Here is a 12,699-nt window from a genome sequence, read left to right on the forward strand (position 1 = left end):
CTTCGCATCGCATTTGGCATGGACGGGAGATGACCGCGCCGCGTGCAGCGGCGCGGGAAAGCCTGGTCAGGTCATTTCTGCAGGTCGGTCCAGATCTTCGTGTAGAGCGCCTGCACGTCGGGCGGGCAGGCCTGCATGAACTGGCCCTTGGCGGCGAACTCGGCGGGAATGTTGACTTCCGGCGCGGTCTTCATGTCGTCGGGCATGAAGGCTTCCGAGCCCTTGATGCCGTTCGAATAGCGCGCAAAGGCTGAGATCAGTGCCGCATTCTGCGGATCCATGATGAAATTCTGGAACAGCTTGGCGTTGTCGATATTTTTGGCGTCCTTGAGGACAGCGACATTGTCCATCCAGATCGGGTACGACATTGATCTTGCCGACGAGTTCGGGGGGTGGGTCGAGGAAGATCGCCGATGTGTTCGGGTCGCCGGCATAAACCGACTTGTTCACCGAAATGCCGGTCGTGCCCCACTGCCATGGAACGGTATATTTACGGCCTGGATCGAATGGAACATCGACCCACCTGGGATCGACGTTCTTGAAGTTTTCCATCTTGTTGGGATCGGTCTCCAAGAGCAGACCTTCGCTGATCCAGAGCGGCATGACGCTCGCCGAGGGCACGACGATGTCATAACCGGAGGCGCCCTGCCGGACCTTGGCCAAGGCGGTATCGTTGGAATCATAGTCGGTGACGGTGACTTTGACCTTGTAGGTCTCCTCGAACTTCTTGATCAGGTCGGGGCTGGTGTAATTGCCCCAATTGTAGATGTTGAGCTCGCCGTCGGCACGGGCCACGCCCGTGACGGTCAGCAGCGACAGGCCGATGGCCGTCGTGGTCAGTTTCCAGTTCATGCTGCATGCTCCCATTGTTGGGACCGGTGGCGTTACGGCCCCAGGTCCGTTTCCTGCTGACGAAAAGACGGCCGCGACAATACCGATCGACGGCACGAGAAGGGCCGTCGACATCGCACTTGCGGCATGCGGCGCGCCGGCAACGGCAAGCCGCATCGCAGTCGAGATATTCCCCTCTTCATGGTGGCCATTCCGGCTGGCGCCGGCTGTCCAACTCAATTCTCGACCTCAGGAGTAACTATGACTAAACATACAGTCAATATCTTTCGGCGCATACGGCCATGGCTCGCCGATTGATGCGCCCGATGTGGTGGACTCAGTGGGCAGCCAGGAAAGAACCTTGGCCGCGACGCCGGGCGCGTCAGGCCGTTGAGGCCGCAATGCCCGCGGCCGCAATTCGCTGGCGGAACCAATCGAAGGTGCGCCCGATGCCTTCCTGATAGGTCGTCCTGGCTTCCCAGCCAGGAAGGACGTGCCTCGCCGAAGTCAGATCCGGACGCCGATTTGTCGGATCGTGGGGAGCCGGAGGGTGGTGCTCGATGCGACTGCCGGGGACGAGCGACCTGACGAATTCAGCAATGCGCAGGACCGAAACCTCGTGATCGTTGCCGATGTTCAGAGGGCCGCGATGCGAGATGCCGTCGCGCCAGAAGTATCGTTCCAACCCCTCGACGATGTCGTCGACATAGCCCCAACTGCGCGATTGGGAGCCGTCGCCATAAACCGTCAGAACCCCGGTTGTCAGAGCCTGGATGGCAAAGTTCGAAACGGCACGTCCGTCGTCGATGCGGGTTCGCGGCCCATATGTGTTGAAAATCCTGACGACGCGAATGTCGAGCCCGCCAACCCGCTGCTGTTCGAACAGCAATGCCTCGGTGCAGCGCTTGCTTTCATCATACGAGGCCCTGGGACCGGTGCAGTCCACCGATCCCCTGTAACTCTCGGGTTGCGGTGAAACGTGGGGGTCGCCATAGACTTCCGAGGTCGAGGCGAAGCAGAAACGGCCGCCGGGCTTGAGCAGCGTCAGAAGATTGAGCGCGCCGCCGATGTTGGCCTTGATCGTGCGTACCGGCTCGCGCATGTACCAAATCGGCGACGCCGGCGACGCGAGATGGATGATCTCATCGAAGCGCTGAAGGGATGAAAAGCTTTCGGCATCGGCAATCTGCAGATCGAAACGCGGATCGGCGACATGCGCGACGTTGTCTCGCGTCCCGGTCCAAAGATTGTCGACGACGACCAGCTTTTCCAGATCGCTTCGCCGCAACAGACGGTCGACCAGATGTGAGCCCAGGAAACCGCAGCCGCCAGAGACCAATACACTGCGTGACATGGAAAACCCCCGCTCCAGACACCCGGCCAGTCAACGAGCCGCAGGGCTTGTTTCCCAACAACAGCGGATACGAGGCTACCCAAAAGCCTTTCCGCCAATCAGTGCAACCATCTACACCGCCAGGCGCCGCGAGCGCAACGAGCAAGCCTTCACGATGGGATGTGCGGCGGCCGACCGCCTCTGCTTCTAAGGAGAGAAACCGCCACGCGATGTCGCGCATCGAAGCGGCCGCCGATGCTGCCCGCCATCGCGAAGATGATCAGGACATTTCAGGCTACAGCGCCCTTTGCGGGCATGGCGCCCCGGCTGCATCGCCACAGCGCGACGCCGTGGGCTGCGGCCGGAAGCTCGTCTCTTCGGACTGGCGCACCAGTTCCGCAAAGAGCAGCGCGAAGCTTCCCAGCATCAGAAAGACGATGATCAGGCGTGTTACCGGCAATATGTCGGCCTCGACTGGCTAGCCCCCACGCCACCCATCCACTGCCGGCTAACATGACCGATCCGGCTTTACGAGACTTTAAGGCCGGTCTTAACCATCACATTCGCGTAGCATTTGACATGATACGCGAACGGCAGGTTAGCATCCGCCGTCCCGCGGTCGCCTTGCCATCCGGCATGGCCGTGCCATCCGGCATGGCGGCTCCCTTTGCAGACGTACCCCGCCCATGCTACCCGACGTTGGCGCGGCCCTGCCGCTGCCAACCGGTCGTCATCGGGGAGCCATGAGCAAAGCCGCCAGCCGCATCGCCTTCGTCTCGTCCGACACGGCTGACGCCAAGACGGCGCTGGAAAGCCTGTCGGCGCGCTATGGCCAGTCTTCCGTCGAGGAGGCCGGGATCGTCGTCGCGCTTGGGGGTGACGGCTTCCTGCTGCAGACCCTGCGCGACACGATGGGGACCGGCAAGAAGGTCTACGGCATGAACCGTGGCACCATCGGCTTCCTGATGAACGAGTATCGTTCCGGCGGCCTGACGGAGCGTCTCGAAGCCGCCGTCGCCGAAACGATCCGCCCGCTGGAGATGTTGGCCGTGACGTCGGAAGGCGAAACGATTTCGGCACTGGCGATCAACGAGGTGGCGCTGTGGCGTCAATCGTACCAGACGGCCAAGATCCGCATCACCGTCGACGAACAGGTCCGGCTTGAGGAACTGAACTGCGATGGCGTCATGATCGCAACCCCGGCCGGGTCCACCGCCTACAATCTTTCGGCGCACGGACCGATCCTGCCGCTCGACGCGCCGCTGCTGGCGCTGACCCCAGTCAGCCCGTTTCGCCCGCGCCGCTGGCGCGGCGCGCTGCTCTCCAACAAGGCGACCGTGCGCTTCGACATCCGCGAGCCCGAAAAGCGGCCGGTGAACGCCGCCGCCGACCATACCGAGGTCAAGGCAGTGACCTCGGTAACGGTGCGAGAATCACCAACGGCGACAGCAACGTTGCTGTTCGATCCCAATCATTCCTGGAACGAGCGTATTCTCGCCGAACAGTTCCGCTATTGAGCCGGCGCTGCGACCGACAGGTCGATTAAGCATCCCGATTAAGGTTACAACTTCACAATCGTGCCATTGCTGCCCGTTTCTGTTGACAAATCGAGGGCTTGCTCCTAATTGCAATACCAATCTTGCAGGCGTGTGGCGCTTGCCGCGACAGACGCCATTAGACGCCGTTGCGCTTCCCCGAACCAGCCAAAGACAACAACACTTGTCCTCAGACACCACGACCGCTCAAGAAGCGTTGACCTTCGCAGACCTCGGCCTGTCGCCGAAGGTCCTTTCCGCAGTCACCGACGCCGGATATATCCAACCGACGCCGATCCAGGCTGGTGCGATCCCGCACGCCTTGCTCGGCAAGGATATTTTGGGCATCGCCCAGACCGGCACTGGCAAGACGGCTTCCTTCGTGCTGCCGATGCTGACCCGCCTCGAAAACGGCCGGGCGCGCGCGCGTATGCCGCGCACGCTGATCCTCGAGCCGACGCGCGAGCTCGCCGCGCAGGTCGAAGAGAATTTCATCCGCTACGGCAAGAACCACAAGCTCAACATCGCGCTCTTGATCGGCGGTGTCTCATTCGACGAACAGAACAAGAAGCTGGAGCGCGGCGTCGACGTGCTGATCGCGACGCCCGGCCGCCTGCTCGATCACCGCGAGCGCGGCAAGCTGTTGCTCAACGGCGTCGAGATCCTCGTCATCGACGAAGCGGATCGCATGCTCGACATGGGCTTCATTCCCGACATCGAGCGCATCTGCGAGATGATCCCGTTCACCAGGCAGACGCTGTTCTTCTCGGCGACGATGCCGCCTGAAATCACCAAGCTGACCGAGAAGTTCCTGCACGCGCCGGTGCGCGTCGAGGTCTCGAAGGCGGCATCCGCCGCCACCAACATCATCCAGCGGCTGGTCAAGTCCGGCTCCAAGCCATGGGACAAGCGCGAGACGCTGCGCAATCTGATCAAGGCCGAAGACGCGGAGCTGAAGAACGCCATCATCTTCTGCAACCGCAAGGTTGAAGTGGCGGAGCTGTTCCGCTCGCTGCTGAAATATGATTTCGACGCCGGTGCGCTGCATGGCGACATGGACCAGCGCGCGCGCATGCAGATGCTGGCCAATTTCCGCGACGGCAAGCTGCGCTATCTCGTCGCTTCCGACGTCGCCGCGCGCGGCTTGGACATCCCCGACGTCAGTCACGTCTTCAATTATGACGTGCCGATCCACGCCGAGGACTATGTCCACCGTATCGGCCGTACCGGCCGCGCCGGTCGCTCCGGGAAATCCTTCACCATCGCGACCAAGTCGGACACCAAATACATCGAGGCCATCGAGCGGCTGATCGGCAACAAGATCGAGTGGCATGACGGCGACTTGTCGACGGTGGTTGCCAGCGAAGGCGGCGAGGACGATGCTCCGCGCCGTGGCAAGGGCGCGCCGCGCCGCGCCGGCCGCAAGGACGACGATCGCAGCAGGGAAAAGGGCGGCGAGCGCAAACCGCGCGAACGCCACGCCAAGCGCAGCGAAGACACGGCACCGGAAACGGTCCGCGAGGATCAGCCGGTGGCCGAGGTCGCAGCCGCCGACGTCGGCGAACGGCGCTCGCGCAAGGAAGCGATCCGTTCGGAAAACACCGAGCGCAAATCGTCCGATCGCAACGAACAGCGCGCACCCGAACGCGGCGACACCAGGCCGCAGCGCGACAACAGCCGCCCTGCCCGCCGCCCCCAGGAAGACAACGATTCCACCGTCGGCTTCGGCGATGACATGCCGGCCTTCATGCGGATCGTCGCCAAGGTCTGATCCCGACCGCTTCGAAGGCAAGCCGGCCATCCGGCTTGCCTTCTCGGTAGTGCTCCCGGCCTGGCCCGCCCGTTACATCGGCCCAGGCATCATCTTGGTTGGCTTTTCCAGCATCGGAAACTCGGCCTTGTTGCATTTCACCTTCGGGTTCGTCGGACTGAACATGCCGTTCGGATTGTCCCCGAGCCAGGCATGAAGGTCGTAGTGGACGAACTCCTTCGGGATGAGAGGGTAGTGCCCCTCCATCGGCCCCATGAAGGTTTGGCCAAACAGCTTCGGGGGCTCCTTGATGTCCGGCGTCAGAGGCACCAGCCATTCCACGCCCACCAGCCGCAAACCCTTCTTGGTCGGTTCGTAGATCAGCACATTGGGGTGCATGGGGTCGAGTTTTTGGCCGACGCTCGGGACGTTGACGAAGTGGATACCCATGGCGCCCTTCGGGTAATCCATCGCGCCCGGTATCTTTTCTCCGCTGTAGTAGACGCAGCCGACCGTCGACAGATAGAGGTCACGGACGGCGGCGGTGTAATCCGCATATTTGGCGAGCGATTTTTTCAAGGCTTCGATGTCGGCCTTGTTGGCGTCCTCGGCTCGAGCCGAAGCAACGTTCAGCCACGCGCCTACCAAACCTGTCAAAACGAGGACGCCGCAGCGCCCAAGGCTGGCTGTTCTTGTCATGCATTCCTCCCAGATTTCTGATCTGGCCGTGCAAGACCGAGGCGGAAAAAATGCTGATTGCGCGGCCAGTGACACCGCCTCATCCCCTCAGGAACAGCGATGACGCTATTCCTTTCCATGGCCGCGGGAAAGCAATTATTTTAGTAATAGCTAACCTTACGACGCACCCATCTGAAGAGCGCCGCTCAAACAAAGACGGCCCCCATGCGGGGGCCGTTTCGCATTGACTTGCCGAACAGCTCAGGTGAGCGGCGACAACTGGATCTCGACACGGCGGTTCTGGGCGCGACCTTCGGCCGTGGCATTGGATGCGACCGGACGCGTCTTGCCGAAGCCGGTGACTGCGAAGCGTCGCTGATCCACGCCCTGACCGGACAGATAGTTCGCTACCGCCAAAGCACGACGCTGCGACAGATCGAAATTGTGCTGGTCGCCACCGGTCGAATCGGTGTGGCCGAACACGTCGACCGTGGTCTGCTTGAACTTCTTCAGCACCAGCGCGACAGAGTTCAGGACCTGGTAGAAGCCGGGCTTCACCGCATCCTGATCCGAGTTGAAGGTGATGTCGGACGGCATGTTGAGGATGATCTGGTCGCCGCTGCGGGTGACGCTGACACCGGTGCCCTCGAGCTGCCGGCGCAGTTCGGCCTCGTTCTGGTCCATGGTCGCGCCGATGGCGCCGCCGGCCAGCGCGCCGATGCCGGCGCCGATCAGTGCGTTGCGGCGGTCATTGCCGCCGGCAAGCAGGCCAAGGCTGGCACCCGCCAGGGCGCCAAGGCCGGCGCCGGCCGCCGTGTTGGAAATCTTCTGGTCCCCTGTATACGGATCGGTGGTGGTGCAGGCGCTCACGAGCACAGCCGTCGCCACGACGACGAGCACAGTCTTTTTCATAGGATGGTCCCTCTCCAAGTCACGCCTTGCGGTGGCGCCAAATCAGCCCTTCCCGCGACTTGTACCACGAATTGCGGCGAAAAGCGGAACGGCAAAAGCGCCGCTCACGGCTTTTCCCGAGAGACCAATACCGGGTGGTGGCGCCGCATCGCCGTGCCGGAATGGTCTGGATCAGGCTACCAGAGGTTCTTGCCGTCTATGACAACCACTTCGACCTTGTCGAGATCGAAATCATCGAACAGCCGCGAGTTGACGCTGATCTTGGGATTGTCGAAATCCGGCTCGCCGGTCGACCAGTCCGGCGTTTCGGTAAAGGTGCCGCAGCCGCAGGTGGCGCAAAAACCGTGCTTTACGGTTTTCGACCCCCAACGGTAGAAAGAGACGTTCTCCATCGGGCTGGTGAGCTTGAATTGCGAAGGCAGGTAGTAGGCCCAGAGCGAGCCGCGTTTCGAGCAGAAAGAACAGGTGCATTGCGTCACCGTCTGCGGTGCCTGCGAAACCTCGAATGTCGTCGCCTTGCAATGACAGCTTGCCTTGATGGTCATCAAAAAACTCCTCCTGTCGCCCGCCACCCTGTGCGGCAAAGGCAGCATAAAGAGCTGCTCCTGACAACTGTCCGTCAGCAAGCATCCACCGAACCGCGGAACCCGGCGTCGGCCCCCGTCACACGCGACACGAACGTCCGAGCGCCGTCCTGTCGTCAATAGGAACGCGGCGGCACGAACAGGCAGATTGTCTTGCCGGCGTCGAGACCGGCCTGATGTGCACACCAGTGGAACTCGCCATCCGGGCTGTCCTTGACACGCTTGTCGGTCATTGGGACGACCTCACCCGTTCCCGCAATGACATAGCCCTCGGGTTTCTCCAGCACTTCGCCTGTATGGGTCGTGCGACAATCATAGTTGGCGCAGCATGCGAACGGATAACTCCAGCCTTGTGGCTTCGCCGCCGTGGGCGTGGCGTCATGCGCGAAGGCAGGTGCCGTCAGCATTGCCATCGCGCCGATCGCGAACAGGGAAAACAAAAGTCGGCCAGCCGGTTGAACGGCATTGGCCGATCTGAGTGTGGCAGCAGACATGGAAACGTTCCTTTCAAACGAGCATCAAGCGTTTCGCTTGCCCGTTCCCGGAACGTGTCTTCCCAGTGGCCGGATCGTCAGGTCGCAGATATGCCGCGTCCGGCCATAAATGCTTTTTCTCTCCCAGCCCTTGGATGCTGGGCTGATTCCTTGGTCGGCGCAAGAAAATGCACTCCCGACATCGTTTTTATAGACGTCAAGTATCCGCTACCGCCGACGAGATGAGGCCAAGGTCAATTCCCGGCAAACGGGCGTCGGATAAACGGAATTGGCCCGCTGTGGTTCCAGCCTATTGCTGGTCAGAGCCGGCAATCACGTGCTCTTGATACCGCGGCAGGTCATCGGTGATGGTGAACCAACCCGCCTTCGAACCGACGAAGATGTGTGCGGTTGGCCGGATCGACGGGTTATCGACGAGGGTTCCCATGGCGACATGGACGTAGGCGCCGTCGCGCACGAGCGAATAAAGCAAGGAGCCGCACCGGCCGCAATGCGCGTTATGGCCGCTTTCGTCGCCGAAGATCAGGAGCTTGTCCTCGCCTTCGGTGAGGACAAGCTTTTCACGCTCGATACCGGCGAAAGGCTTGAAGGCCGAACCGGTGGTGCGCCGGCAGTCCGAACAATGGCAATTCGCGGCGTAGATGAATTCGTCGGCGACCTCGTAGTGAACCGCGCCGCAAAAGCACTTTCCGGCGAGCTTGCTGATCATCGGCCTCTCCTTCGCCCGACGCTTGAGGCTATGTGCAGATTCCTAGTCCAGGTCCGCCACGGCTTCGCCCGCACCGCCCTCGATGCGCTGCGACAACGAGGCTTCCATGAAATCGTCGAGGTCGCCATCGAGCACGCTCGACGGGCTGGTGCTCTCCACGCCGGTGCGGAGATCCTTCACCAACTGGTAGGGCTGCAGCACATAGGAGCGGATCTGGTGACCCCAGCCGATATCGCTCTTCGACGCTTCGGTGGCGTTTGCAACCGCCTCGCGCTTCTTCAGCTCTTCCTCGTACAGGCGCGAGCGCAGCATCTCCCAGGCCTTGGCCTTGTTCTTGTGCTGCGAACGTTCGGCCTGGCAGGCGACCGCGATCCCCGTGGCCAGATGCGTGATGCGCACCGCCGAATCGGTGGTGTTGACGTGCTGGCCGCCCGAGCCGGACGAGCGATAAGTATCGATGCGGACATCGGATTCGGAGACGTCGATCTCGATTGTGTCGTCGATGACCGGATAGACCCAGACGCTGGCGAAGGACGTATGCCGGCGCGCATTGCTGTCATAGGGCGAAATACGCACCAGGCGATGAACGCCCGATTCCGTCTTCATCCAGCCATAGGCATTGTGGCCTTTGATCATCAACGTGGCGGACTTGATGCCGGCCTCTTCGCCGTCATGCATTTCCAGCACTTCGACCTTGAAGCGACGGCGCTCGGCCCAGCGCGTGTACATGCGCAGCAGCATCGAGGCCCAGTCCTGGCTTTCGGTGCCGCCGGCGCCGGCATGGATTTCGAGATAGGTGTCGTTGGAGTCTGCTTCACCCGACAGCAGCGTCTCGACCTGGCGGGCCTTCGCCTCGCCTTGCATCGAGCGGATCGCGGCTTCCGCCTCGGCGATCACGCCCTCGTCGCGCTCTTCCTCGCCGAGCTCGATCAGGCCGATATTGTCTTCCAGCGCCTGCGTCAGACCCTTCACCGAGGCGATGCCCTCTTCGAGGCCCTGGCGCTCGCGCATCAGCTTCTGCGCTTCCAGCGGCTCGTTCCAGAGGCTGGCGTCCTCGGCGCGCACATTGAGGTATTCAAGCCGCTTTATGGCCTGATCCCAGTCAAAGATGCCTCCTCAGCAGGGTTATCGCCTGCCTGATCTCGTCGACAATGTTCTGCGTTTCCGCGCGCATGGCTGGCTGTTCTGTCCTGTTTGCTGAAATCGGTCGGCGCGATACATAGGCAGGCCGCCGCCGGCTGTAAAGCAAAATGGGCTGGCGCCAAGGCCAGCCCATCCGCTCCTGAAAATCGTCAGTAGAGGCCGCCGCCTCCGGACTGGATGGCTTGGTTGGCCTGCGGCGACAGCGCGCCGCCGGTGGCATTGGAGCCGTCGGCACCCATGCCGATCACCCAATAGCTGTCGGCGGGACCGGTGCCCGGCTTGAAGGCTTCGATGATGGTGCCCGGATCGCCCGATGCGGCACGCATGCCGGTCTTGCGGTTGATGGCGACCAGATTCATGCCTTCGGGCACCTTGAAGTCGACATTGGGCGTGCCGTCCAGCGCCACCCGCATGAAGTCCTTGAAGATCGGGGCCGCGAGACCACCGCCGGTGGCGCCATGGCCGAGGCCGCGCGGCGTGTCGTAGCCCATGTAGAGGCCGACGACGAGGTTGGGCGTGTAGCCGATGAACCAGGCGTCCTTTTCGTCGTTGGTCGTCCCGGTCTTGCCGGCGATGTGGCGACCGAGTTCGCCGATGGTGGCGCCGGTGCCGCGCTGCACGACACCTTCCATCATCGAGGTGATCTGGTAGGCCGTCATCGGATCGAGCACCTGCTCGGAATTGTCGACCAGCTCCGGCTCCGGCTGGTTCTGCCATTCGGGCGCATTGCAGCCCTGGCAGCCACGCTCATCCTGCTTGAACACCGTCTTGCCGTAGCGGTCCTGGATGCGGTCGATGAGCGACGGTTTGATCGACTTGCCGCCATTGGCCATGATCGAATAGGCCGACACCATGCGCATCACGGTGGTTTCGCCGGAGCCCAGCGCCATCGGCAGATAGGGCGCCAGATGGTCGTAGACGCCGAAGCGCTCGGCATATTCGACGACCAGCTTCATGCCCATGTCATTGGCAAGCCGCACCGTCATCAGGTTGCGCGACTTCTCGATGCCGGAGCGCAGGGTTGCCGGACCGGCGACGGTGCCGTCGTAATTCTTCGGCGTCCAGCTCGTGTTGCCGCTCTGGATCGTGATCGGCCCGTCCATAATCACCGAAGCCGGCGTATAGCCATTGTCGAGCGCTGCCGAATAGACGATCGGCTTGAACGAGGAGCCCGGCTGGCGCATGGCCTGCGTGGCGCGGTTGAATTCGGACTGCGCATAGGAGAAGCCGCCGACCATGGCCAGCACGCGGCCGGTGTGCGGATCCATGGCGATCAGGCCGCCCTCCACTTCGGGCACCTGGCGCAAGCTGTAGGTGCCGTCGGCACCATCGTTTTTCTGCACGAAGATGACGTCGCCCGGCTTCAGCACCTCCGCCGGCGACTTGGCCTTGACGGTCCTGCCGGCGACCACATGGCGCATGGCAAAACCCATGTCCTCCCTGCTGATGGTGCCTTCGACGCGTTCCTTGACGATCTCGCCCGACGCCTGCCGTGCGGGCTGCAGGCCGATCGACAGGCCGGTCGCCGAACTGTCGAGCACCACGGCGAGCGACCATTCGGGAACATCCTCCAGCCCCTTGACGTTGCCCAGCGGCACGCCCCAGTCGCCCGATACGTCGATCGATGTCACCGGCCCGCGATAGCCGCGCAGCGTGTCGTATTTCATCAACCCGTTCTGCATCGATTTGCGGGCAATGAGCTGGATCTTCGGATCGAGCGTGGTGCGGACGGAGAGGCCGCCTTCGTAGAGCGCGTTCTCGCCGTAGCGGGCGATGATCTGGCGGCGCACCTCTTCGGTGAAGTACTCGCCGGCGAACAGATAGGTGCCGCTGCGCCGCGGCGTCACACCCAGCGGCTCGGCCTTGGCCTTGTTGCCTTCCTCACGCGTGACGTAGCCGTTCTCGACCATCTGGTCGATGACCCAGTTGCGGCGCTCGATCGCGCGATCGGCATGCTTGAAAGGGTGGTAGTTGTTCGGCCCCTTGGGCAGGGAGGCCAGGTAGGCGGCCTCGGCCACGGACAGTTCGTTGACCGACTTGTCGAAATAGGTCAGCGCCGCACCGGCGACGCCATAGGCGCCGAAGCCGAAGAAGATTTCGTTGAGGTAGAGCTCGAGAATGCGATCCTTGGGATAGGCCTGCTCGATGCGGAAGGCGAGGATCATCTCCTTGATCTTGCGTTCGTAGGTTTGGTCCGAGGACAACAGGAAGTTCTTCGCCACCTGCTGGGTGATCGTCGAGGCGCCGACCTGACGCCGGCCCGAGCCGAGATTCTGCAGGTTGACGATGATGGCGCGGCCGAGGCCGGTCACATCGATGCCCGGGTGGTTGTAAAAATTCTTGTCTTCCGCCGACAGGAAAGCCGCTTTGACGCGGTCCGGTATGGCCTGGATCGGCAAATACAGGCGCCGTTCGCGCGCATATTCTGCCATCAGCGCGCCGTCAGACGCATGGATGCGGGTGGTCACCGGCGGCTCGTATTTGGCCAGCACCTCGTAGTCGGGCAGATCCTTCGACAAATGGCCGATGTAGATCGCAACGCCCGCCGCGACCAGAAGGGCCAGCGTCGTGCCGATGCCGAAAAAATAGCCAATGAGACGAATCATACCCGCTCCAGTCCTTGGTTCGGGAATTTCCTAAACGAAGCCGCCTTTCGCGCAAGCTTTCGAGCCGGTCCCAATCCGTAATCGAAAACCCTTGTCGCCGCCATGTGGACAAAATACGGCAGTG

The 12,699-nt window shown here is 62.1% G+C and carries 11 protein-coding genes and 1 pseudogene; 3 read left to right on the forward strand and 9 right to left on the reverse strand.

Annotated features, from left to right (window positions below; all coding sequences use genetic code 11):
* Positions 1–71 precede the first annotated feature (71 nt).
* Both LB558_RS16295 and LB558_RS16300 read right to left on the reverse strand, forming a co-directional pair.
* A pseudogene (locus LB558_RS16295) lies at positions 72–852 on the reverse strand (extracellular solute-binding protein).
* A gap of 361 nt (positions 853–1,213) precedes the next feature.
* Positions 1,214–2,185, reverse strand: a complete 972-nt coding sequence (locus tag LB558_RS16300; RefSeq protein ID WP_224698486.1) for an NAD-dependent epimerase/dehydratase family protein — start codon at positions 2,183–2,185, stop codon at positions 1,214–1,216.
* A 209-nt stretch (positions 2,186–2,394) separates the two neighbouring features.
* On the opposite strand from LB558_RS16300, the gene LB558_RS16305 reads away from it, so the two are divergent.
* The 3 genes from LB558_RS16305 to LB558_RS16315 all read left to right on the forward strand — a co-directional run bounded on the left by LB558_RS16305 (position 2,395) and on the right by LB558_RS16315 (position 5,470).
* Positions 2,395–2,646, forward strand: coding sequence for a hypothetical protein (locus LB558_RS16305; RefSeq protein WP_224698488.1), 252 nt, complete (start codon positions 2,395–2,397; stop codon positions 2,644–2,646).
* Between the two features lie 261 nt (positions 2,647–2,907).
* Positions 2,908–3,681 carry an NAD kinase gene (locus LB558_RS16310; RefSeq protein WP_023812117.1) on the forward strand — a complete coding sequence of 258 codons (774 nt, stop codon included), beginning with the start codon at positions 2,908–2,910 and terminating at the stop codon, positions 3,679–3,681.
* Between the two features lie 202 nt (positions 3,682–3,883).
* Positions 3,884–5,470 (forward strand): DEAD/DEAH box helicase, encoded by a 1,587-nt coding sequence (locus tag LB558_RS16315; RefSeq protein WP_224698490.1) that lies wholly within the window; start codon positions 3,884–3,886, stop codon positions 5,468–5,470.
* Between the two features lie 72 nt (positions 5,471–5,542).
* Here the strand turns inward: LB558_RS16315 and LB558_RS16320 are convergent, their stop codons facing one another.
* The 7 genes from LB558_RS16320 to LB558_RS16350 form a co-directional block, all read right to left on the reverse strand.
* Positions 5,543–6,148, reverse strand: coding sequence for a hypothetical protein (locus tag LB558_RS16320; protein WP_224698492.1), 606 nt, complete (start codon positions 6,146–6,148; stop codon positions 5,543–5,545).
* 240 nt (positions 6,149–6,388) lie between these two features.
* Complete coding sequence (locus tag LB558_RS16325; protein ID WP_013531371.1) at positions 6,389–7,039, reverse strand: OmpA family protein; 651 nt, start codon at positions 7,037–7,039, stop codon at positions 6,389–6,391.
* Positions 7,040–7,215: 176 nt separating this feature from the next.
* A complete protein-coding gene (locus LB558_RS16330) occupies positions 7,216–7,584 on the reverse strand; it encodes a GFA family protein (protein WP_224698493.1) in 369 nt (122 codons plus the stop codon).
* Positions 7,585–7,739: 155 nt separating this feature from the next.
* Positions 7,740–8,117 carry a hypothetical protein gene (locus tag LB558_RS16335; RefSeq protein WP_127260218.1) on the reverse strand — a complete coding sequence of 126 codons (378 nt, stop codon included), beginning with the start codon at positions 8,115–8,117 and terminating at the stop codon, positions 7,740–7,742.
* A gap of 289 nt (positions 8,118–8,406) precedes the next feature.
* The gene (locus tag LB558_RS16340; protein ID WP_224698495.1) at positions 8,407–8,826 is read right to left on the reverse strand and encodes a GFA family protein; all 420 of its coding nucleotides are present in this window, start codon (positions 8,824–8,826) and stop codon (positions 8,407–8,409) included.
* A gap of 42 nt (positions 8,827–8,868) precedes the next feature.
* A protein-coding gene (gene prfB, locus LB558_RS16345; protein ID WP_127272597.1) for a peptide chain release factor 2 occupies positions 8,869–10,000 on the reverse strand; the annotation gives its coding sequence in 2 pieces (ribosomal slippage) (positions 8,869–9,933 and positions 9,935–10,000; 1,131 coding nt in all).
* 118 nt (positions 10,001–10,118) lie between these two features.
* On the reverse strand, positions 10,119–12,575 hold the full coding sequence (locus LB558_RS16350) for a penicillin-binding protein 1A (RefSeq protein ID WP_224698497.1): 2,457 nt from the start codon (positions 12,573–12,575) through the stop codon (positions 10,119–10,121).
* Between the last annotated feature and the right edge of the window lie 124 nt (positions 12,576–12,699).

Source organism: Mesorhizobium sp. CO1-1-8, from assembly GCF_020164875.1.
Lineage (GTDB): Bacteria > Pseudomonadota > Alphaproteobacteria > Rhizobiales > Rhizobiaceae > Mesorhizobium.